Origin of the sequence: Mucilaginibacter gossypiicola (assembly GCF_900110105.1) — a bacterium.
Taxonomy (GTDB): domain Bacteria; phylum Bacteroidota; class Bacteroidia; order Sphingobacteriales; family Sphingobacteriaceae; genus Mucilaginibacter; species Mucilaginibacter gossypiicola.
This window is the reverse complement of sequence record NZ_FOCL01000001.1, coordinates 831,256-854,045: the sequence shown is the minus strand read 5'-3', so window position 1 is coordinate 854,045 and position 22,790 is coordinate 831,256. Positions and strand designations below refer to the sequence as shown.

At 45.2% G+C, this 22,790-nt stretch carries 26 protein-coding genes; 24 read left to right on the top strand and 2 right to left on the bottom strand.

Annotation, left to right across the window (positions count from 1 at the left end):
* Positions 1 to 6: 6 nt before the first annotated feature.
* Positions 7 to 4,395 (bottom strand): CusA/CzcA family heavy metal efflux RND transporter, encoded by a 4,389-nt coding sequence (locus BMX50_RS03540; protein ID WP_091207720.1) that lies wholly within the window; start codon positions 4,393 to 4,395, stop codon positions 7 to 9.
* A 52-nt stretch (positions 4,396 to 4,447) separates the two neighbouring features.
* Between BMX50_RS03540 and BMX50_RS34175 the strand changes: the two genes are divergently transcribed.
* Positions 4,448 to 4,666, top strand: coding sequence for a hypothetical protein (locus BMX50_RS34175; RefSeq protein ID WP_143065073.1), 219 nt, complete (start codon positions 4,448 to 4,450; stop codon positions 4,664 to 4,666).
* A 10-nt stretch (positions 4,667 to 4,676) separates the two neighbouring features.
* Here the strand turns inward: BMX50_RS34175 and BMX50_RS35165 are convergent, their stop codons facing one another.
* Positions 4,677 to 4,982 (bottom strand): DUF6660 family protein, encoded by a 306-nt coding sequence (locus BMX50_RS35165; protein ID WP_394332295.1) that lies wholly within the window; start codon positions 4,980 to 4,982, stop codon positions 4,677 to 4,679.
* Between the two features lie 163 nt (positions 4,983 to 5,145).
* Here BMX50_RS35165 and BMX50_RS03530 point away from each other — a divergent pair, with 163 nt between their 5' ends.
* The 23 genes from BMX50_RS03530 to BMX50_RS03420 all read left to right on the top strand — a co-directional run bounded on the left by BMX50_RS03530 (position 5,146) and on the right by BMX50_RS03420 (position 22,774).
* Entirely contained in the window at positions 5,146 to 5,601 is a 456-nt protein-coding gene (locus tag BMX50_RS03530; RefSeq protein ID WP_091207715.1) for an MgtC/SapB family protein, read from the top strand.
* Between the two features lie 32 nt (positions 5,602 to 5,633).
* Positions 5,634 to 6,017 (top strand): YidH family protein, encoded by a 384-nt coding sequence (locus tag BMX50_RS03525; protein ID WP_091207713.1) that lies wholly within the window; start codon positions 5,634 to 5,636, stop codon positions 6,015 to 6,017.
* Between the two features lie 116 nt (positions 6,018 to 6,133).
* A complete protein-coding gene (locus BMX50_RS03520) occupies positions 6,134 to 6,529 on the top strand; it encodes a hypothetical protein (RefSeq protein WP_091207710.1) in 396 nt (131 codons plus the stop codon).
* A 176-nt stretch (positions 6,530 to 6,705) separates the two neighbouring features.
* On the top strand, positions 6,706 to 7,119 hold the full coding sequence (locus BMX50_RS03515; protein WP_091207708.1) for a MarR family winged helix-turn-helix transcriptional regulator: 414 nt from the start codon (positions 6,706 to 6,708) through the stop codon (positions 7,117 to 7,119).
* A gap of 894 nt (positions 7,120 to 8,013) precedes the next feature.
* On the top strand, positions 8,014 to 8,838 hold the full coding sequence (locus BMX50_RS03510) for a hypothetical protein (RefSeq protein ID WP_091207706.1): 825 nt from the start codon (positions 8,014 to 8,016) through the stop codon (positions 8,836 to 8,838).
* A gap of 175 nt (positions 8,839 to 9,013) precedes the next feature.
* The gene (locus BMX50_RS03505; protein ID WP_243487256.1) at positions 9,014 to 9,421 is read left to right on the top strand and encodes a plasmid mobilization protein; all 408 of its coding nucleotides are present in this window, start codon (positions 9,014 to 9,016) and stop codon (positions 9,419 to 9,421) included.
* A 318-nt stretch (positions 9,422 to 9,739) separates the two neighbouring features.
* Positions 9,740 to 11,023 carry a relaxase/mobilization nuclease domain-containing protein gene (locus tag BMX50_RS03500; RefSeq protein WP_091207700.1) on the top strand — a complete coding sequence of 428 codons (1,284 nt, stop codon included), beginning with the start codon at positions 9,740 to 9,742 and terminating at the stop codon, positions 11,021 to 11,023.
* Positions 11,024 to 11,044: 21 nt separating this feature from the next.
* Positions 11,045 to 11,680, top strand: coding sequence for a ParA family protein (locus BMX50_RS03495; RefSeq protein ID WP_091207698.1), 636 nt, complete (start codon positions 11,045 to 11,047; stop codon positions 11,678 to 11,680).
* A complete protein-coding gene (locus BMX50_RS03490) occupies positions 11,673 to 12,011 on the top strand; it encodes a hypothetical protein (protein WP_091207695.1) in 339 nt (112 codons plus the stop codon). Before BMX50_RS03495 ends, BMX50_RS03490 begins: the two co-directional genes overlap by 8 nt.
* Complete coding sequence (locus tag BMX50_RS03485) at positions 12,008 to 12,328, top strand: hypothetical protein (RefSeq protein WP_091207693.1); 321 nt, start codon at positions 12,008 to 12,010, stop codon at positions 12,326 to 12,328. Before BMX50_RS03490 ends, BMX50_RS03485 begins: the two co-directional genes overlap by 4 nt.
* Positions 12,329 to 12,333: 5 nt before the next feature.
* Positions 12,334 to 12,630, top strand: a complete 297-nt coding sequence (locus BMX50_RS03480) for a DUF4134 domain-containing protein (protein WP_091207690.1) — start codon at positions 12,334 to 12,336, stop codon at positions 12,628 to 12,630.
* Positions 12,631 to 12,722: 92 nt separating this feature from the next.
* A complete protein-coding gene (locus BMX50_RS03475) occupies positions 12,723 to 13,031 on the top strand; it encodes a DUF4134 domain-containing protein (protein WP_091207688.1) in 309 nt (102 codons plus the stop codon).
* The gene (locus BMX50_RS03470) at positions 13,031 to 13,339 is read left to right on the top strand and encodes a plasmid transfer protein (RefSeq protein WP_091207685.1); all 309 of its coding nucleotides are present in this window, start codon (positions 13,031 to 13,033) and stop codon (positions 13,337 to 13,339) included. Before BMX50_RS03475 ends, BMX50_RS03470 begins: the two co-directional genes overlap by 1 nt.
* A complete protein-coding gene (locus BMX50_RS03465) occupies positions 13,317 to 15,770 on the top strand; it encodes a TraG family conjugative transposon ATPase (RefSeq protein WP_091207682.1) in 2,454 nt (817 codons plus the stop codon). Before BMX50_RS03470 ends, BMX50_RS03465 begins: the two co-directional genes overlap by 23 nt.
* A 27-nt stretch (positions 15,771 to 15,797) precedes the next feature.
* On the top strand, positions 15,798 to 16,466 hold the full coding sequence (locus tag BMX50_RS03460) for a hypothetical protein (protein WP_091207680.1): 669 nt from the start codon (positions 15,798 to 15,800) through the stop codon (positions 16,464 to 16,466).
* Complete coding sequence (locus BMX50_RS03455; RefSeq protein WP_091207678.1) at positions 16,463 to 17,125, top strand: hypothetical protein; 663 nt, start codon at positions 16,463 to 16,465, stop codon at positions 17,123 to 17,125. Before BMX50_RS03460 ends, BMX50_RS03455 begins: the two co-directional genes overlap by 4 nt.
* Positions 17,125 to 17,787, top strand: a complete 663-nt coding sequence (locus BMX50_RS03450) for a hypothetical protein (protein ID WP_091207675.1) — start codon at positions 17,125 to 17,127, stop codon at positions 17,785 to 17,787. Before BMX50_RS03455 ends, BMX50_RS03450 begins: the two co-directional genes overlap by 1 nt.
* Positions 17,784 to 18,566, top strand: a complete 783-nt coding sequence (locus BMX50_RS03445) for a hypothetical protein (protein ID WP_091207673.1) — start codon at positions 17,784 to 17,786, stop codon at positions 18,564 to 18,566. Before BMX50_RS03450 ends, BMX50_RS03445 begins: the two co-directional genes overlap by 4 nt.
* A gap of 30 nt (positions 18,567 to 18,596) precedes the next feature.
* Entirely contained in the window at positions 18,597 to 19,733 is a 1,137-nt protein-coding gene (locus tag BMX50_RS03440) for a TraJ family protein (protein ID WP_244280836.1), read from the top strand.
* A gap of 15 nt (positions 19,734 to 19,748) precedes the next feature.
* Positions 19,749 to 20,363, top strand: coding sequence for a conjugative transposon protein TraK (traK, locus tag BMX50_RS03435; RefSeq protein ID WP_091207667.1), 615 nt, complete (start codon positions 19,749 to 19,751; stop codon positions 20,361 to 20,363).
* Positions 20,341 to 20,769 (top strand): hypothetical protein, encoded by a 429-nt coding sequence (locus tag BMX50_RS03430; RefSeq protein WP_091207665.1) that lies wholly within the window; start codon positions 20,341 to 20,343, stop codon positions 20,767 to 20,769. Before traK ends, BMX50_RS03430 begins: the two co-directional genes overlap by 23 nt.
* The gene (gene traM / locus BMX50_RS03425) at positions 20,766 to 21,926 is read left to right on the top strand and encodes a conjugative transposon protein TraM (protein WP_091207662.1); all 1,161 of its coding nucleotides are present in this window, start codon (positions 20,766 to 20,768) and stop codon (positions 21,924 to 21,926) included. The genes BMX50_RS03430 and traM overlap by 4 nt, the downstream gene beginning before the upstream one ends.
* Complete coding sequence (locus BMX50_RS03420; protein ID WP_091207659.1) at positions 21,926 to 22,774, top strand: DUF4138 domain-containing protein; 849 nt, start codon at positions 21,926 to 21,928, stop codon at positions 22,772 to 22,774. Before traM ends, BMX50_RS03420 begins: the two co-directional genes overlap by 1 nt.
* Positions 22,775 to 22,790: the final 16 nt, after the last annotated feature.

Genomic DNA, 22,790 nt, shown 5'->3' with positions numbered 1-22,790 from the left:
CTTTTATTATAAACCGGTCAGGTATTGCAAGTCGTAAACAGATTGATTGTATTGATTAAGGGCTTGTAAGTAAGCCAAACGAATGTCCGATGCCGTTTTCAGCGCCTGCACAAATTCTACATAACTGATCTCCCCGTTTCGGAAGGCGATCTGCGCCTGTTTCAGGATCAGCTCTGCATTGGGCAGGGCGCTGCTTTCATAGTAGGATACCGAACGGTCACTTTTCAGTAACTGGTGGTAAGACTGCTCATATTGGCTGGAGAGGTTTTTCTCATACAGTTGCAATTGCGTCTGCGATACCTCCTTTTGAATGCGGGCCGCTTTTACGCGTGCTGCGAAAGGTTTAAAGAACAAAGGAATTGAAATTCCCGCCTGAAAGCCCTGGAAGCGGTTGGCACCGGTGAAATTTTGATCAGTTCCGTTAACATTTTGAATACCCATGATCGACTGGTTGAAATAGCCTACGGTAAAATCCGGCCCGGATTTCGCTTTCTCCAGGCTGATCGTACGGTCTGCTAAAATTACCTGCTGGCGCTGATACGCCAGTTGGGGATTTTGGTTAATGGCACTGTCCAAATGTTTAAACTCAGCGCTCGCCCTTTTCAGCGAACCGCTTACCAGCGATACGGAATCGCTTGTATTCATTAACCGTTGCAGTTCTGCACTTGCTGCGGCAATATCTCCGCTGTTCTTGCTGCGTTGGTTACGTACCTCATTTAACTGAGTTTCCGCGGTGGTCTTTTCCAGTAAATTGCTTTCACCTGCTTTAAAACGTACCGAGGCGGCGCGGAAGAACTCGTTATAAATCGAATCCTGGCGCAAATAAAGGTCGCTCAGTGCAGTAAAATAAGCGAGTTGCCCGAAGGCCTGCCGCACCTGGTAACGCAATTGCGATTGGGTAACATTCAGTCCGATCCTGGCGTTCTGCTCCTGCGCCTCATAAACCTGGCGCTGGCTTTTAAATAAACCGGGGAAAGGGATACTTTGCGTGATATTGATCTGATTATCCCGCTTGATACTGTTGAACTGACCGTATTGGAAGTTGAAATTAGTTTTGCCCAGGTCAACGGAACTACCTTTTAGTGCCGTTTGCTGGCTGATCTCCAGTTGTGAGGCCTTAACACCAAAGTTATTGGCAGATGCAGTTGAAATAGCCTGCTCCAGCGTAAGCGGTTGTCCGGGGGCAGGACGGTTTTGTGCTTTGGCTGAAGGCAGGCAAAATCCTAATAGCAATAATAGTGAGGCTACAACCTTTGCGGCTTTGCCACCTTTACGGTTTTTTCCGAAATTCTCGAAATACGTATATAACACGGGTAATACAATTAAAGTCAATATCGTCGAAGTGATCAAACCACCGATAACTACGGTTGCCAGCGGTTTTTGCACCTCAGCCCCGGCAGCAGATGAAATTGCCATCGGCATAAAGCCTAACGAGGCAACCGTTGCTGTCATCAGTACCGGACGGAGCCGTTCAGCAGTACCTTCGAGCACGATCTTTTTAAGATCGGTAAGGCCACTTTTCTTTAACCTGTTAAACTCAGTGATCAATACGATACCGTTCAATACCGCTACACCGAATAGCGCGATGAAGCCCACGCCAGCTGATATACTGAATGGCATACCGCGTAACAGTAAGGCAAATACGCCGCCAATAGCTGCCATTGGTATTGCGGAAAAGATCAGGACGGATTGCTTGATCGAGCCAAAAGAGAAGTACAATAATAGCAAGATGAGCAACAAGGCCACCGGTACCGCAACGCTTAATCTTGCAGTCGCTTCTTTCAGGTTTTCAAACTGTCCACCATAGGTGACATAATAACCGGCAGGCATTTTTATCTGTTGATTAACCTTGGCCTGTATTTCAGTTACTACAGATTGAATATCACGGCCACGTACATTCAGGCCTACCACGATACGACGTTTGGTATCCTCGCGCTGGATCTGGTTAGGGCCAACCTGGAACTGCACACTGGCCAGTTGTTCCAGTGGTACCTGGTTACCGTTTGGCGCTGTTACATAAAGGTTCTTCACGTCATCAATATTCTGACGGTTCTGATCCGAAAGGCGCACGACCATATCATAACGGCGCTCACCCTCGTAAACAAGCCCTGCGGATTGACCGGCAAAGGCGGCATTAATGGCCTGGTTAACGGTTGACACACTCAAGCCGTATTGGGCCACTTTATCCCGGTCAATTTTCACAACGATCTGTGGAAGACCTGTTGCCTGCTCAATATATAAATCTTTGGCACCTGAAACGCTGCTCACAATTTTGCCAACCTTTTGTGATAGCTCGGCTAATGTTTGCAGGTCGTCACCAAATATTTTGATACCAATATCCTGTCTAACGCCGGAGATCAGCTCATTGGAACGAAGCTGGATGGGCTGGGAAAATCCGAAGGTTACACCTGGTACGCTCTCCAGTTCCTTGGCCATCAGATTGGCCAGTTCTTCGCGATCCTGGGTGGTTGTCCATTCTTTTTTATCTTTCAGGATCACCGTTAAATCGCATGCGTCCATTGGCATAGGGTCTGTGGGAATCTCCGCTGCACCGATCTTACCGATCACTTCTTTTACTTCAGGGAATTTTTTTACCAGTATTTGTGAGGCCTGGTTTACCTTATCAATAGTTTGGGAAAGGGAACTGCCGGTCAGCAATCTCGTTTCAACGGCGAAATCGCCTTCTTCCAGCGTTGGGATGAACTCACCGCCCATGCGGGTAAACGTGAACACTGCTGCGACCAATAGTACAACAGAAACGATGATGATCGGCATGCGGTGATTTAAGGCACCTTTGATCATCGGCTCGTAGCGTTTATGCACCGCGTCCATCATTTTGTCTGAGAAGTTCTTGCCTTTTTTTGGTTTTTTACTCAGGAACATCGATGAAATCATTGGCACATAGGTCAAAGACAAAAGGAATGCACCAATAATGGCAAACGCAACGGTTTCAGCCATCGGCCGGAACATTTTACCTTCTATACCTACCAAGGCCAATATTGGAAAATATACAATCAGGATAATGATCTGCCCAAATGCTGCAGCACTCATCATACGCACAGCCGACGTTTCTACCTGGTCATTCATCTCCTGTTGCGTATAAGCTTTTGCGCGTTCTTTTGCATAAAGCAAATGCATCGTAGCTTCCACGATAATCACAGCGCCATCCACGATCAAACCAAAATCTATCGCTCCAAGGGACATCAGGTTACCGGATACCCCAAAAAGGTTCATCATACAGATGGCGAAAAGCATCGCTAACGGGATTACCGAGGCAACTACCAAACCGGCCCGAAGATTACCCAGGAAGATAACCAACACGAAGATTACAATAAGCGCACCCTCGATCAGGTTCTTTTCTACTGTACCTATAGCTCTTCCCACCAGGGCACTACGGTCAAGGAATGATTCTACAACTACGCCCTGCGGTAATGAGGTATTGATGCGGGCGATCTTTTCTTTCACCGCTTTTACAACGTTATTAGCATTAGCGCCCTTTAACATCATCACGATACCGCCAACCGCCTCACCACTGTTCTCTTTAGAAGCGCGGGTAAGCGCACCATAACGGATAGAATTGCCAATTTTAACAACCGAGATATCTCGGATCAGAACCGGTGTACCGTCCGTATTGTTCTTCACGACGATTTTGCCGATATCATCGGTAGATCCTACCAAACCTTCGCTCCTGATAAAGTAGGCATTGGGCTTTTTATCTATATAAGCGCCACCGGTATTTTGGTTATTCTGCTCCAGGGCATCAAATACATTGGTAATGCTGAGGTTGAAGCTGCGCAGTTTATCGGGATCAAGCGCGATTTCATATTGTTTTAATAGGCCGCCAAAGCTATTTACCTCGGCAATACCAGGTGTGCCTAATAGCTGCCGACGAACGATCCAATCCTGGATGCTCCGCAGCTCACGGGCGTTAAATTTAGTTTCATATCCCGGTTTGGCGTGAATCACATATTGATAGATCTCGCCAAGACCAGTTGAAATAGGGGAAATTTCAGGGTTGCCTAAACCGGCCGGAATATTGTTTTTGGCCTCTGCAAGTTTTTCGTTAACCTGCTGGCGTGCCCAATAGATATCCACATCATCGTGGAATACAATAGTCACCACCGAGAGACCGAAACGAGAGATAGAACGCACCTGTTCAATCTCAGGAATGGTGGCCATCGTTTGTTCGACCGGATAGGAAATAAGCCTTTCAACCTCCTGGGTCGCCAGGGAGGGGCTCAATGTAATAACCTGAACCTGATTATTAGTAATATCAGGAACGGCATCTATGGGTAATTTTTTGAGTGACCAGATACCCCAGGCAATCAGCCCGAGCGTAAATAACCCAATTACCAATTTATTGTTGATGGAAAAATGAATGATCTTATTCAGCATAAAATTAATCTAATGCTTGGATAAGATATGACAGTACCTCTGTATCATCCCTATGATCGCCAGTAACAAAACAATAGTAACGATGATTAGCGATATGGTGCGGATAATGCGCATCCATAGTGGCTTACGGGATTTTTTCTTCTTTTTATTTTTGTTGGTTACAGAGGTACGCTTAGCAGGTGTTAACCTGTTTGTTGCCATACCGGTACAAGTAAAACATAAAAAAATAAACTTGCCGCAGGAATACGTCAGTTATGACGCAAGCGGCTAACTCGAAATGTTTATGCGTTTAGCTTGGGCGGTTGCCAAATATTAGCTGGTCGGGTAACCGGCTTTTCCGGGATCATGTAAACAGTAATAGGTGTATACTTGCCTGCAACTGGCCTGAAGACCATTTTACCTTGTATAACTACCTGCATATTGCAGCAGCTACAATGGCACATCGGCGGGCATTGATCCTGAGTAGTATTAGATTGATGGTGTTTTGTGAAAATAGTTGAAACGAAAGAATCAGGCGCAGCACCGACCTTATCCTTGCATGGCTCTAAGTCCAGGGCAAGAAAAAAGATCGCAAATATGAAGCACATCCATTTCATTTCGATGCAAAGATATTAAAACAGTTTTTAAAAATATAATTAATAAGTTTGACTATTGTCATAACCAGATACGTAACAACTATTTATACGGTTTGTTTATAAGACTTTACCCTATAGATCTTGTTACATTTTTAACATCTTTTAACACTTCTCCATGACCTACCAGGCGGAACTGATAATTTTAGGCAAGATTTTACTGGCGGCGATCCTTGGTGCGGTCATCGGGTACGACCGTGAAAAACATGGCCGCGATGCTGGTATCCGCACTTACGCTGCCGTTTGTGTCGGTGCCGCTATATTTACGTCGATTGCTGCCCATCTTGGCGATACTGCCGCAGCCTCCCGTATTGTTGCCAATATCGTTGTTGGAGTTGGTTTTCTTGGTGCGGGTATTATTTCCCGAGATGCGTCCGGCAAAGGTTCACAGGGATTAACAACTGCGGCGACAACCTGGTGTACCGCCGCAGTTGGTGTTACGCTTGGCCTGAATGAATTTTTGATTGCGATAGGTACGGCTGCCTTATTATACTTTCTGCTGGCTCTTCATCATCATAAATGGTACGTTAATTGGAAGAGATCATTACATGAAAATGAACGCAAGGAAGAATAATAACAGTTGTTCATTCGATCTAATTATGATGTATGACAACAGATAATCAACAAAAGATCAATGCCAGTGACCATTTGGCCAATGAGCGTACCTTTTTAGCCTGGATACGTACAAGCATTGCCCTTATGGGTTTCGGGTTTGTGGTGGTCAAATTTTCGCTTTTTTTAAAGCAACTCACCATTGTTGTAAATGACAAGATGCCAGCTCCTTCCAGAGGTTTTTCGGTAATTATCGGAATTTCTATGGTTGCAATTGGGGCGATAACCGCGTTGATCGGTTACCTGCGTTATCAAAGGATTGAACAGCAATTGTTGAATGGCAAATTTAATCCCACCTCCAGGCTTTTATTTCTGCTGACCACGCTTCTTATTGCCGCCTCCATAGTTTTGTTATATTACCTCTTGTCAAACTTGTAATGTTCGCAATTGCATTCATTTTATGAGCCTAAACCGAGTTTGCTTAATTTAACCTCCAATAAAAATTTGCTACGAATCGCAAATTTTTATGATGTTTGTTCTGCTACCGGAAGACAATGAAATATAAAAATACAATTCGTGGCAAATTCTTCTCTGTGCTTGCGCTGACATTAATCTATTCGTTAGTCGCAATCACGCATATTTTCCTGCTTCCTTTACAGCATCAGCCAGTATTCCATACCAAAACTGTAAAAGGCAATTCCATATTTAAGAGAAAGCAAGAACAGGTCAGCGGTATTTTACCATCTAATAGCCTGGTCAAGCGCCTCGATAAATCCGTATTAGAAGATCGCAAGCTGGCTCATGGCCTCCCTTTTGTCTTACTTCATAAGTTTAAGGCCTTTCTGATCGTTGCGCAATTAAAACAGTTCCTAACACAATCACCAGATTGTTTTTTTTCTGCTTTAAGGACTCGTCAATTATTTCTCTCGCTCTGTACGATCCGTATCTGATCAACCTATAAGGTTGCCAATGCATCCTTCCAAAAATCTTACCTAAAACAATCTGATGATGGGAAAAAGCACCTATTGCTTGCTATCGTTTGTTAACTGTTACTCGCATTTTTGAGTCATCTAAGTCTATAGGTAGTCAATCAATCAGGGGAAAAATTAATCAACCAATTCAAGGTATGCAATTGATGATTTCTAAACAACTGCGTAAATTAAAGAACCGCTACGCACAATCCGTTCTAAAAGAAATTCCCGGTAAACCTGGGGAGTATTTGATCGACATCATTACTATACTATCATCAGCCACTCAACCGCAAACACAAAAAATGATTGCGGAACTTCTTGAGCTGGACAAGTCTCGTATAGCCGTTATTATCGATGCACTCAACACAAAGGGTTATACCTACACGTCTTTAAACCCGGCAGACCGTCGGGAGCATTTCGTTTTCCTTACCAAAAAAGGTCAGGCAATGCAGCCATTAGTTCAGGCAGCCATAGATAAAGTAAATGAAACGCTTTATAAAGGGATGACAACTGACCAGATCCTTCAATTTGAAGGTTTGCTGGTCAGGTTAAATAATAATTTAGTATAAATGAATCAAAGGGCTGGATAAAAATTCAGCCCTTTTTGTTTTATTCAATTTAGGAAACTCAGAGATAGTTTACCGTATCATAAATCCTCTTTGCGATTTAGTCTGTCCCCTGGCGATAAAATCTTTAACCGCACATTAACTACTGATTTAGTCAGTGGAATAATCCGGTAATTACAATTCCCGTTGTATCCGGATTTTATTTAAATAAGGCTCCCGAAACTTTATATCCAGATAAAAATATTTATAGGTAGTACCTGAAAGCTCCTGATATGCACCTTCCCGTTAACCTCACTTTTGGCTCCATGGAGCTGGAAGTGAGGTTTCGTTGTTTTGGAAAGTGTTCGTTATCTGTGGTGTAGTTCATCCACTTTAACCAGTTAACCTTTCTCAAGCAACTTCCCTAAACAGTAGCCTGCAATGGCGACGGTCGAATTAATATTCGGCATCATAACCTTGTAGGGTAGCTGAAATCTCCATCGAAAATTGATTGGGCTTCGCTGAATGCCATTGTCGCATCCAGCAAACGAAGCTCCTATCTGCCAACCGCAGATAGCACTGACGGCACTGTCCGCAGTTCTTTGACGTATGGGGATGAAGCATTATCCGGCCACTAACCGGAAATCAGGCGAAGGTGCGCGTAAAGCCGCAATAATCCGAAAACGCCTGGGCAGTTTAAAGACCGTGTTGTAGAACACGACGTGAGTAATCCCGAAAAAATACCGGTAGAAATGAATTTTCGGGTTCGTTACCCGCTGCCGGTACAAATAAGGTCGTTCGACATATATCATTTAGGATCGAACCAACTTTATCGTTCGCTGTGGCTTGAGTTACTCAACAATTATTCCGATCCACAGCCTTTCTGAAATAACAATTACGCAATTAATAATCATTACCATGAATGAACTGCATGAACTCTCATCAGCAGGGCCAGGTATTTCTATATCCCAAATCCTCAAATATGCCGGATTTAGGCAGGTTGAAACCTGTGGCCGAATTGTAATCTATGAAAATTGGTCACCATTGGCTGGCGCAAGTATAAAAATAGCTTGTGATGATCAATTGGAAGTATGGTACGATCAACATTATAAAAAAGGCGGTACGCTGGTTGATCTGGTCAAGCACTGGTGGCATGTAGACGAACAGGCCGCAAATCATAAAATTGCCCTGCTACAGCAAGATGCTACAAAGGTCAAACGTCCCCGTATTCAAGTTCCCGTAAAAATCCCCAATTATGTTATTGAAGATGTTAAGGATTTAGGTACGAACGACCTGATAACCAATTTCCTTAACCAAAATGGCCTGTTTGACACAGCCAGGCAATATTTTAAGGAGCTGTATTACTATACTGTCGATTTTTATGGCAATAAAAAAGATTTTTGCGCAGCCGCATGTCAGAACTCAAAATATGGCTGGCAGGTCATCAGCAAACACTTTAACGGTTGCATCGGAAAAGTAGGAATCACCATTCTTAAAAATGACCTTCGAAGGCTTGTCGTTTTTGAAAATCAATTCCGCTACCTGATTTGGAAGAAAGAAAATAGCTCAGTAAATCACTCGGCAGTGATCCTAAACACAAATGAAGGCCTTAACGAGGCCATCAGGATGGCAGCCTCATTCCCCGAGATCGGGCTATACTTTTCAACAACTGCCGCCGGTGTTGAAGCAGCAAATAACTTCGCCAGGGCATTGCCTTATGCGAACAATCATCTTGTTTACTAATATATTGTATCTGGATACAATTTGGTTTTTATCCTTGCAAGATGTCTTCGTGTCCGACAAAAACCTCCGGTATTTTGCCAGACACTCAGAATCTTGCCCCGGCCATTCACTTCGTTCGTTCCTCTCTGCGTGAAAGACCGGGGAGTATCGGAATTTCGCAACCTCAATTCCTCTTATGAAGGCAAAGCTGAAACTCGGGGGACGGCCACCAATGACCGATGGTAAAAGATCAAAAAAAATCGATGTCCGCTTTACAGAAGAAGAATACCGTATGATTCTTCAATGGGAAGAAACCATGGGCATCACTAAAACCGATTTGATACGCGGTCGCGTTTTACAGAAAACAAAGGAAGCCATTGTGAATGCAAAAGCATTGATTGAAGAAATTGATGCTATCGGAACTGAGTTAGGCCGTTGTGGTAATAATATCAATCAACTGGCGCGTCATGCCAATACTCTCAATAAAGCCGGTCGGTTAAATCCTTCGGTTATCAATGAGTTCAACCGGCTTTTTACGGATTATCTAAAACGGATAGAAACATTGGAAACCACCTTTCGGAAACTGATCCGCATCGCGCGATAATATATCCGGGGATAAAATACTCAGGTGGATTTTACCTGGAGACAATCGCCAATGTATCCCGATACACCGGCACAATGTATCTGGCTATCCAGAGACAAAGTTTAAAGGTATCAGGCTACAATATACCGGGGTATCTTGTACCCGGCTTGAATTTACCTGGAGATAAAAACAGAGATATGATGTAGCTGGAGATCATTCACTTTGTAACCGGATATGATCAATCCCGTATCTGGAAATTTTGTATCCGGATCTTTTATCTCTGGTTCTTAATGATCCCGGTACGATATAGCCAGCTCTCCAGGGGTAAACAAGCTAACTATGATCGTTAAGATATTGTCTTCAGCCGCCTCTTTTCCCGGTGTTGATTATAACACCAGTAAAATGGATAGGAATAAAGGTGAATTGATGGCCGTTCGGAATTTCGGGGCATTGCAAGGCCTGACGAACCTGCGCCCCGAAGATTATATCAATTACCTGAAAATGGTTTCTGCTACCAATAAGGCGGTATCTAAACCACAATTTCATGTGACGATTTCAACCGAGGGGCGACTTCATAATAAACATGAATTAACCGGCATTGCCGAACAATGGTTGGATAAAATGGGGTATGCTGCCCAGCCTTATTTGATCGTCTTTCATAAAGATACCGACAATAACCATATCCATTTGGTATCGACAAGGATTGATAAAAATGGTAAAAAAATCAATAGCGGCTTTGAGAAAAATCGCGCCATTCAACAACTCAATGAGGTTGTGGGTATTGCCCCCGTGCTTAACGCGAAATCAGATATTGAAAACGCTTTAAATTATAGTTATTCGACCAAAGCACAATTTATGATGATCCTGGAAGCACAGGGTTACAAATTCAGCGAGAATGAGGGGCTTCTTAATATCATCAAATATGGGAAAGTTCAGGCGCAGGTTAACACGCAGCAGGTATTGGCCCATATGGGTACAGAGCCGGATAAAAAACGTACAGCTCAGCTTAAGGCGATATTATATAAATACACACCACAACATGATCTGTCATCACTAACCCAATACCTGAAAAGCAAACATGGCCTCATATTGCTCCTTCACGCTAAAGGGGATCAGCCGCCTTATGGATATTCAGTTATCGATCATGCGGGTAAAAATGTATTCAAGGGCAGCGAAATATTAGCCTTAAAGAACTTGTTATCAATGATCAGCAATCCTCCGGTTGATCAGCGTGTTCTGGCCGAACCCGTCAAGTACCAGTTGGCGGACGACGACCCGGGACGCCGCACCTATTATAAGGCCATGCTCAAAGTGGCTACCAATAATTACCCTGACATCAGGCAGGGGCTCCATCAGGTAGGTATCGATATCTACGAACGCGACAATCGCTATTTTCTCATAAATCATAAAGACGGGGCTTTTATCCCCCTCGATCAGCTGCTTGAACCTGCTGATTATCACCGTACCCTTGAGGCGTTTGATGCCTCCGGTGAACTTGAATCGGAACTATCTCCCGAACATCTCTTTATTCCTCCGCCAATCATCGCGGAGTCCATCGACGACGAGGCCATTAACGGCCGTAACAGACGTCGCAAAAAACACCCGCGCACCAACAGCAGGTAGGACAAAAAAATCCCACACATCATGATTATAATTATCGGCAACCAAAAAGGTGGTGCCGGCAAAAGTACGCTTACTCTTTTGCTGGCCAATTACCTCACCATGGTCAAAAAAAGAAAAGTGACCGTCATTGATATGGACTATCAGCAGTCCATCGCACAGAAGTACGAAAAAGCCAAAGTGCTTGAAAATGAAGAGCCTTATGAGGTGGTAGCGGCCTCACTCGAAGACTACCCGGATTTACTGGAACTGATAAAATCCGACCCCGAAACCCTTGTATTGATCGACCTCCCTGGAAAACTGGATGATGATGGCTTGTTGCCGGTTTTCAAATCCGCAGATCTCGTGATTTGCCCATTTGCCTATGATGAGTTCAGCTTTGAATCGACCATACTGTTTTCCGTCGTTTTCAAAAAATTGTGCCCGGACTGCGAAATGATGTTCGTTCCAAACCGCATCAAAGCCAACGTCCGCTATGACACCCAATCCGACGTGGACGAGCAATTGAAAAAATTCGGTATGGTCACCGCTGCTATACCTGATCGGATCGATTTTCAGCGGACGAGTACATTTCAAACACCTATATCTGTGTTCCCCGCCGTCCGGCCGGTTTTCGATGGCTTGTATAAACAACACCTCAAAATGGAGCCAAATGCATGAAATTAAATCACTGGCTGATCAGCTCCGCAATCGCATTAACAAACCGGATGCGCCAGCGGTGGAAAAATCACCACCTCAAAAAAAGAAGGGGAAAAAGCAGCAGGTAGCAGCGCCGGTTCTTGAGCTGCTACGGGCTTATGATCTTGCCGACCACAAAAGCATGATCCATGTGCGGTTTGAAACACCTACAGCACAACTACTGCATCATCTCAAAATGGCCTCGGGTATCGAGGTCAATAAAGTGGTCGGCTATGCGGTGAAGCAGTTTTTAGAACAGCATCCCGAATTGAAAATTATCGTCAAGCAATACCTCCAAACTATTGAATTATGAACTGGACAACTTTTTTACTCTGGTTGGGGGCGATTTATGCCCTCTATTACACCGCAATCATTCTTTTTGAATCATTAAACCATAAAGATCCGGCTGCCACAAAGACTGCCGTGCACGAGCTCACCTTTTCTGAGCCGGTTGTACCGCTAAATGCGGTCGAACTGTTTGGAGGCAATACCGCCCCGTCAAGCCCGATATCGCAAGGGCCGAAATTAAGTGCCCCGGAAATGATTGCCTCGGGTGGGGTACTGCTGAAAGACGTCTTCAGCCTGGCAAGAAAGGAGGCCATCGTTTATCTCAAAGAAGTAAGTTTTTAACCAGCATGAACAAGCGCATCATACTGGTATCAGTATTGGTCGCGTCAGCTCTATCAACCTCCGCACAGCCCGGTATCGACGAAATCAACCAGGCCAAACAGCAACTAAGCTCAACTTTTTTTTCCGCTCTCGACTGTAGTCTTGTCCTTGCCGGAATCTTCGGCATCTTAGGCGCGGTGCGTATTTACCACAACTGGCAAATGGGACATCCTCGCATAGATCAGGCTGTGGCCGGTTGGTTCTTCGCGGCCATTTTTATGATACTGGCAGGCGGCTTTTTGCAGGCCCTGTTCGGTATCTGAATCTATCATTTTTCTAATCTAAACAACCCTGAAAGCGGCTCCGGTTCACCGGGCCGCTTTCTTTTTTTCCAACCCTTAATAACCTCATTTTCATGAATAAAATGAAACGTCTATGGGCCACCTTAACAGTGCTGGCCCTTGGCTCAGCTTCCGCTTTTGCCCAAAGTGGTGTAACTGGTATAAATACAGCAACCTCAACACTTAAAACCTATGTAGATCCTGCCAGCAATATCGCGCTCGTCATCGGCGGTATTATCGGTATCGTGGGCGCTATTCGCGTTTACTCGAAATGGAATTCAGGAGATCAAGATATCAATAAAGAGATTATGGGATGGGGAGGGTCATGTGTCTTTCTCGTGGTTTCTGCGCTGATTGTCAAGGCCTTCTTCGGCCTTAACTAATGGCTAAGCGATTCGCCGTTTACAAGGGGCTTCAAAAGCCCCTTGTATTTAAAGGCTTCCAGGGCAAATTTATTTACTGGGGTATTGCCATCCTGTTAATCGGCCTCGTACTCGGTGCCTTGACCATTGCCCTGATCAATATGTGGCTCGGTACAGCCGTGCTTGCCGGAAGCGTAACCGGTGGATTATTCTACATCGCTGGCAAGCAGAAGAAAGGATTACACTCCAAAACGCAATCCAGGCAAATCCTCATTCATCCCTCAAATCTTAAAAAACTCAAAATTTATGGCAGCAAAAACAGAGTTTAAGCTACCCTATATTGGTGTGGCCCGCGAGTCCGGCATCGACCTGCTTTATGGCGCGGATGGTGATTTTTCAGCAATCCTTACCGTTTCAAATCCTGTCCTGCAATACGGTGCGCAGTCCGAGGCCTACGATGATTATCACAACCTCTTACTGAACATCGTCAAAATATTAGGTGATGGCTACCTATTGCAAAAATTAGATGTCTTTTCAAAAGCCATTTATCCAAACAAACCTGCAAAGGAGTTTTTACAGCAAAAATTTAACGAACACTTCGCCGGCCGAAGGTATATCAAACTTGAAACACACCTCGTCATTACCCGGCAGATTAAACGCGGTGCCTTTTATGTTTTCGATCAGCGTGCGCTCATCGACTTCAGCCAATCGGTAATTAAAGTGTACGATCTTTTACTCGGCGCGGGTATGCAGCCCAAGATCCTCGAAGAAAGCCAGATCAATAAACTGGTTATGCAAATCCTTAGCATGAGTTTCAGTGAGCCAACTACAGTGCTTAACAATATTGCACCGAATGATACCGAATTGCTGATGGGTGACCGTGCTGTCAGGAGTATCAGCCTAATCAATATCGACAGTATGGATTTACCATCTGAGGTTGCCACCCATGTGGAATGGAATGAAAAAGATACCATTAAAGGGTTTCCGGTGGATGCGCTCCAATTCCTTTTTAAAGCTCCCGGCTGTGATTGCCTCGTTTATAACCAGGTGATCGAAATTCCGGGGCAAACGGCTACACTCCGTAAACTGGAGCTGAAAAAGAAAAGGCATTCCGGCATCCCAGACCCGGCCAATCAAACCTGCGTGGAGGATATTGACCACCTTTTGACGGACGTCGCCCGTGAAAACCAGCTCTTGGTAAACTGCCATTTTAATATCCTGATCGCGGCCGATAAAAGCGAAATACAAAAGGCGGCAAATTATATTGAAAGCAGCCTGTTTGGGTTGGGAATTATTGCCAGCAAAAACGCCTATAACCAGCTGGAGCTTTTCAGAACGGTATTACCCGGTAATGCAGTTGAACTGAAAAACTATGACTGGTTCCTGACCACCTGCGACGCTGCTTTATGTTTCTTTTTTAAAGAATCACTGCCAAAAGATGAGCCGTCAGATTATACCGTCCGCTTCACTGACCGGCAAGGCATCCCAATCGCTATCGATCCTTCTGATCTTCCCATGCGAACAGGGCGTATCAATAACAGAAACTCCTTTACATTGGGCCCATCAGGTTCGGGTAAATCTTTTTATCAAAATTCGCTGATAGAACAAAAAATGCTCTATAACACCGATATGGTGATCGTTGATACCGGTCACTCATATTCCGGGCTATGTTCATATTATAACGGCAAATACATTACCTATACCGATAAGAAGCCGATCACGATGAACCCTTTTGCGATTTCGCCGGAGGAATATAATATCGAAAAGAAGGAGTTTCTGGTTACACTGATCTGCCTGCTTTGGAAAGGTGCTGAGGGCATTATCAGCCAGGTTGAACGTGATGTCATCGCGCATACCATTAGCGCTTATTTTAACTATTGGTTCGACGACCACGAAGATGACCGTCTTTTGAACTTCAACACTTTCTATGAATTTGCCCTTAAAAAAATACCGGAAATCAAAGCCGAGGAGCAGATCGCGTTCGATCATGACGAGTTTAAATATGTACTTAAAAAGTTTTATCGGGGTGGTGAGTTTGAAACCATACTGAACGAGCAAACGGACAAATCGCTATTTAATGAGCGGTTTATTGTTTATGAAATTGATTCCATAAAGGAGAACAAGATTTTATTTCCGATAGTCACGCTCTCCATCATGGATTTGTTCATCCAGAAAATGCGCTATCGTTCCGACCGGCGCAAATGCCTGATTGTGGAAGAGGCCTGGAAAGCCATCGCCAGTCCGCTGATGGCGGGGTATCTTTTATATCTCTATAAAACGGTAAGAAAGTTTTGGGGTGAAGTCATCGTAGTCACCCAGGAACTGGCTGACATCATTGGCAATGCGGTAGTTAAAGATAGTATCATCAGTAATTCTGATACCATTACGCTGCTTGATCAGAATAAGTTTAAGGATAACTATAATGAAATTGCCGCTTTGCTTTCCATCAACGAGGTGGAACGCAAAAAAATCTTTAGCATACATCAACTGAACAATCAGGAAGGACGCGGCCGGTTTAAGGAAGTGTACATCCGGCGTGGTTCGACCGGCGAAGTTTATGGCGTTGAAGTTTCCTTATACCAGTATCTCGCCTATACCACTGAAAAGCCGGAAAAATCTGCGGTTGAAATCTATGTCAACCATTTTGGTACTTATCCGAAAGCACTTGAAGCGTTCGTGGAAGCCCTTAAAAGCAGCGGGCTTCAGCTTCAGCAATTTGTTAGCCGGGTCAACAATACCGGTGTGCCCTTAGCTGCTTAACCATTCCATTAAATTAAAACGACGACCATGAAACTGATGATTGTACTTTTTCCGCTGCTTTTTATGCTTTTGCATAAAGTTTGGGCCCAGGAATTGGTGGTTGATCCCACAACTTCTGCCGCCGTCGCGGTAAATGCCGGGGTGATCAACGGCCAGCTCAATACCACCAACAACAACCTCAGCCTTATCTCAAAGGGTCAATTGGCACTCACCGGCCAGTTGACCGTTGCCAATGACCTGCAAAACAATATTTATAAAGGGCTTAGCCAGGTAGCTTCCGTAATCTCCAATCTCTATACCATTAAGGACATCGCCGATTGCGGTAGTGACATTGTAACCGACGTGCAACAGGCTTTAACCTACGCAAAATCAAACCCCGTATTGCTGCTTTTTGCGGAGCAGGGTGCCCGCGACTTTGAATCAAGGGCCGTTGCCTTAGCAGCAGATGTAAGCGCGTATGTCATGAAAGGAGGCAATGCCAACCTCATGGACTCCGGTGAACGCGGGCGGCTGCTTAATCACATTGCTACCAACATGCAGGTTTTGCGTGGTATTGCTTATGGTATGTCCCGCGCCATGTACTGGGCCAGAATGAACGGGATATTTAGATCACTCAACCCATGGGCGACATGGCAGAATCAGGATGTCCGCATCGCTACAGACGTAATCAATAACGCTAAATACCTGAAGCAATGAAAAATCTCATCATGATCATCTGCCTCTTTTCCCTTAGCCTGCCGGTAATGGCGCAAAAGAATGCACTCGACTTGCCAGGTATGTACCAGCTGATTAACGAATCTCAGGATGAGCATAGCAGGCAGGTGGCCGCAAAAAATCAACAGGCTTTAAATACCGCTAATGAACAAGCCAACGAAACCCTACTGGACAAACTGAAGGGGGTTTACAGAACCATCCAGAACCGCTACAATGCCTTGGGTACGCTTATCAGCGCTGCTGATGTAGGCATATATGCTGTACCCGTCATCAATCGAATAGTCAATAATCAGCAGCAGATTATTGTGCTCGCACAAAAGAACCCGGCTATCATTCCATTGAGCTATCATACGGAAGTTGAATTTGCTGAAAAAGCGGAAGCCCTGTCGGGATATGTCGCTGGCCTGATCTTGTCCTATGGTGATGTAAACCAGATGAAACAATCCGACCGCAAATTGCTGTTCGACTACATCATTCAACAGCTCAGCCGAATACAGGAATTGTCCGGCAACCTTCTCAACCTGTTGCAATATTCTAACCTGGCATCAGTACTTAAATCACTTAACCCGTTTCAAACCTGGGTAGATCAGGATAAAAACATGGTTAACAACATTCTCCAAAACGCCAAATACCTCAAATAATGAAAAGTTTCTTAGTGTTTGCCCTATGCCTTGGCCTGTTACAGGCCAGGGCGCAGGAAATCGTTTTCGATCCGCAGCATTTTGCAGCGGTCATCGAAAATGGGCTGGTGCGCAGCTCGGCAGAATCCACCCACAATCAGTATTTAGGAAAAATCAACGGCAACCTGAATACGATGAATACAAACGTCAGTTCCGTCGTTCTGGCACAGAACATTATTTACAATGGATTGGCGAATGTAAACTCCGCATTGAAGGACGGGCTTGCATTCAAAAATCTCAGTGTCATCGTTGCCGACATGGTTGGTAACCTAAATCAATGCCTGGAAATGGCAAAAGCACAGCCAGAGCTTTTGCTCTTTACCCAAAATATCCAGCAGCAGATGCAGGCCCGGGCAATTGCGCTCGTCACTGATGTGTCCGGCTATGTTTTGAAGGAAGGCAATAATGTACTTGCGGACTACAACAGCCGGGATCAGTTATTACGCAAGGTTACGCAACAATTACAAATCATCGATGCGCTTGCCTATGGTGCTTATCGCGCGATGTTCTGGGCGAAAACCCGTGGATTGATCGCTTCTGTTAATCCCTATCAGGCCTGGGTCAACAAGGATCTGAACCTCGCCAGCCAAATTATTACCAAATCCAAATACCTGCAACAATGAAACAAATATTTATACTGTCAATCCTCTGTTGCTTATTCATTTTTAAAGCAAACGCACAGGAAGAGATCAACGATAAAGCGATCATTCATCAGGAACAGCGGATGGTGTACCTGCAATGGGATCAGAACAAATTCGATCCGAAAGCTGGCTTTCTAAGTCTCAACCCTTATTACTGGCTGATATGGGGGTTCTTTTATCCCAATTATCACAAAACTGATCTCAGGCCCCTGTCAGCCACCGGGCCGCAAACACAACGCCTCGCCCTGGTAGGTACGCAAAACAGCATCGATAACAAATACAAACTGCAATCCGACACCGTACGCAACACGGCACTTTCACAAATCGCCAGTCAATCCGGCCTGCTATCAGATACTGATCCGCTTTGGTTGCTCTACTATAACCAGCAGTTTAAGCCATTACTGAACTATTCAGCAGCATCGCTGCTCGGTGCGCTTCCCACGGAAGTCAGCGCCAAGCTGGTCACCGAGGGTACTTATAACTGGTATACCAACGAGCTGTCCATGCTCCAGCAAAGGTTAAACGGTGCCAGAGCGACCGACATGGATCGCGGGTCCCGTATTATGGCTTATTACCGGATGCTGAAAGATTATGAGCGCCTTGCAGGGGTTTGGAACATTCGCATCTCGGCCGCACAGAAGGATATCCAAATGGCAAGCCAGCAGCACCGTATCAAAACAGCAGCCGTAAACCCCGGCCCATGGTCGCCGCAAACGGATGTACAGATTGCCAATAAAGTATTACAGCACGCAAAATACTAACTCATGAAAAAGAAAATCATTCTACTATCCATGCTCTTCCTGGTCATGGCCACCGGAAGTTTTGCGCAGAATACCATCGACACAGCCAATTATAAACAATCAATTCAATTCCTTCAGGGTGACGGTATCTATGAAAACGGTATGATGACCTTTTTAGGTGGCCTTAAAGATTCCATTTGGTCGCACTTCGGTTTGTTCATCGGCGACGCGCAGGCGCTTGCAGCCATATTTATGATCATCTTCTTTTCTGTAAAATCTTACGAAATGATGGTCGGCGATAAAAAAATGGAGATCATGCCGCTGTTACGACCCTTCGCATTGGCCATGGTCATCATCTGGTGGGGCGCTTTCGTAAAAATGATCGCTTTTCCTACAGACCTCGTGCAGGCGCAAACAGATCAGATGTTCGAGAGTGAACAGCAAAATGTGGAAGGTTTACGGTTTCAACGTGCCAACCTCATCTTAGCGGTAGCCAATTCGCTCATCACTTACCAGGCACAAACCGAGGTTGCTGAAAAAGAAAGTGATACATGGTACGGACAGGCTTGGGATTCTGTTACCAGCACTGTAAAACAGGGTATCTCTGATGTGGTTTCGCCATTATTGGAGTTGAAAAACCGGCTGCAAGTGGGGATGCAATTACTCGTCACGGAGCTGCTCGAACTGCTCGCGATCTGGATTCTTAGGATAGCAGTCTACATCATCTTTATGATTCAGATTATCTATTCATCGATATTGGTGATACTCGGGCCGTTCTCCGTCGCAGCCAGCATACTTCCTGCTTTCCGTGACAGTTTCAGTACCTGGATCGCCCGTTTTATATCCGTGAACCTGTACTCCGGAATTGGTTACCTCATCATGTATCTCTGCGCCCTGATGCAGGAATACGGTATGCAATCGGAAATCAGTCGCTACCAGGTATTGGTTGGCCAGAATGGTGCCAGCGCCGACCTTGAAAAGCTTGCGTGGTTTGCAGGTAACGGCATCCTGTCCTTTGGAACGGTAATTATCGTTTTCCTGATCGGTGCCATCTGCATGTTTACCGTTCCGAGTATATCCACCTGGATCATCTCTACCTCCGGTATCAGCTCGGCCACCTCCAGCGCCAGCCGTGGTGCCGCTACCGTTTTCGCTGTCGGCCGCAGGGTCTCCGGCAGTTTTATTTAACCCAACTCCAATTTTATGATCATCAAGAACATTGAAGCCAAAATAAAGTTGGCCACTTTTTTAGCGTGGGGTAGTTTCCTGACTGCCATCATTATCGCTGTCACCGCGCTGGCATTCGCCAGCCGGCAGGCGGCCGATGCCCGCAAGAGTATATACATATTGGCCGGTAACATCCCCATCATGGCGAATCAAACGGATGTCGCCGTTAACCGCCCAGTGGAATACCGGGCAGATATCGAACGCTTTCATAGCCTGTTCTTTTCCCTTACACCGGATGATAAATACATCGATTACCAGCTGAAAAAAGCAATGTACCTGGTTGACGAATCCGGCGTGCAGGAATACAATAATCTCAAGGAAAACGGGTATTTCAACTCCATACTGTCTTCCAGTTCGGTACTAACGCTCACTACGGATTCGATCAGCCTTGACCTCAACCGTAAATATTTCAGGTACTATGGTAAACTTAAAATCGACCGCCGCAGCTCCACCGTGATTCGCTCACTGATAACCGAAGGCTACCTGAAAGATATCCCCCGAAGCGACAACAACCCTCATGGGGTTCTCATCTGTGGCTGGAAAACACTTGAAAATAAAGACTTGCAGGATGTTCAAAAAAATACGCTCTGACCGTGATCCCAGGGATACGGCCTATTCCGAACTTAAAAAAGAGTTCGCACCTTATCTGGACAGGGCAAAAAGTACAGCCAGCCAGTTCGCTGCTAAAAACACGAAAGCCATCTTTTGGGTAATGGTGGCCAGTATGCTGCTTTCGGTGATCATCATTCTAACGTCTCACAGATCGCCTCATATAACCTTACGCCCACATAAAACGGTTATTGCAAAATCGCCCGTTACCGGTGGATTTCAGCAAATCATGGCTACCGGTAACGCCATTCAGGAAATGCTTGCCCTCCGCAAAATGATCGACAGCCTATCAGAAAAGAAACAGCTAACCAGCGCGGACAGTGCCAGGCTCGATACCGCCCTTGACAGTTTTCAAAAACTCAACCACAAATTCAATCAAAGAAAATGAAAATCAATCTCCGACAACCCAAGTACATTCTTCCGTTGCTGGCGCTGCCTTTCCTTTGCCTGTTTTTCTACGTCTATCATAGCAGCGCTTCGAAAAACAAAAAGCAGGTGAAACACGAAGCTGGCTTCAACAGCACGGTGGCGGACGTTTCCCCCGACATCAAAAAACGCAACCTCGAAAACAAGCTCGACGCATACCGGGACAGGTACAAGAATGCGGATGGTAATTCGGCCGTATCGCCAATACCATCTGAAGCACCAGGCAATGGCGGTATGAGCACCGCCACCCGCCAGAAAAGACAACTGGATTCCATCGACAGCGTGATGAAACAACGCTTCATCATGCCGACATCAAAAACACAAATTCCCAAAAGCACCTATAATAGTCACGACCAGCAAATGGCCGATGCTTTAAACCTGATCTCACATCAGCAAAAATCCCTGCCACCGCTTAATAGTGGCACTGCGCAGCCCGGCGAGAAAGACCCGATGGAACTGTTCAAAAAGCAAATGGCCTACATGGATAGCATCAAGAAGTTAGGCGATCCAAATTACCAGAAGGAACAGCAGGAAGCCAAATTAAAAGCAGCGCAGAAAAAGGCCGAAGACCAAACGCTAAGTGTCGTCAAATTCAGCGAATCGACCGATGAGTTTAACACCATCAAACCGCAAAAGGATCAATCTTTTATCACGGCCATGATCGATGAAAGTATAACGGGTTACGCTGGTTCACGCATCCGGCTACGGTTATTAGAACCCATTGTAGCCGGAAAGGTGACCGTACCTAAAGACAGTTACCTTTATGCGCTCATCAGTGGCTTTTCCGGTCAGCGCGTGGTGCTCACGGTGAGGTCAATTCTGTATAATGGCCAGTTGCTCCCTGTTAAGCTGGATATTTATGACCAGGATGGGTTGCCGGGCCTTTATGTGCCCGATTCTCAATTCAGGGATTTTACCAAAGATCTCGGCACTAATTCCATACAAGGGGTATCCATCGACAACGGTTCCGGTTCCGGCAGCCAGTTTTTAATGAGCACCGCCAGCAAACTCTTTCAATCGACATCGACCGCCATCGCCTCGGCCATTCGCAAAAACAAGGCGAAAATCAAATACAACAGTTACATCTACCTCATTGACACTAAAAACTTAAATCAGTAATGAAAAATTTCCTGTTTACGCTCGCTGCTATCTTCATAGCGGCCCTGCATTCCTATGCCCAAAAAATCAATTTGCCCGAGGGCACCCGTAAATCAGACTTACCCGTAGTTTATTTACCCGACAGCCTTTCGGTACACTTTATTTCCCCTGAACCTATTCAATACGTGGATATTTCCTCTAAAAGTATTGTCGGAGATCTGCCGGTAAAAAACGTGCTGCGTATCCGTTATCGTTCGGATTCGTCAAAAATTGCTGGTCGTGAAGCCATAGTAACCATCGCCGGTGAAAAGTTTTTGGCGCAATACCGTATTGAATGGTCTGCGTCGGATGGGGGGGCCATCCAATCTGAAATAGAAATTCAACCCTCGGAGACGAGGCCGCTCGATATCGGGGTTAGTCTATCTCAGCCAGAACTTAAAAGGTTAAGCACGAACCTGCTTTGTTTTCGCCCGGAAGCCAACCTACGGCACGCCAAAGCATTCGATATCAAAGCCAGGCTTAATCATGTATACACGTTCGGCGATTATATCTTTCTTGATCTGGGCTATGTCAACCGAAGCAAGCTGAGCTATGAAATTGATAATTTTCGATTTACCATCGAAGATCAGAAAGTTACCAAAGCATCAACTGTGCAGGCCCTCGAAATAAAACCGGAGTTTATTCTTTTTGAGCAGACCCAATTCGCGCGTCATTACCGGAACATTTTTGTATTCAAGAAATTCACCTTCCCTGGCAATAAGCTATTGCGGGTTGAACTTAATGAAAAGCAGTTATCAGGCAGGGTTATTTCTCTACATATCCCTTATAAAGATATACTTAACGCTGACATCATCCCATCGGTCAGATAAAGGATATGCATTGCCA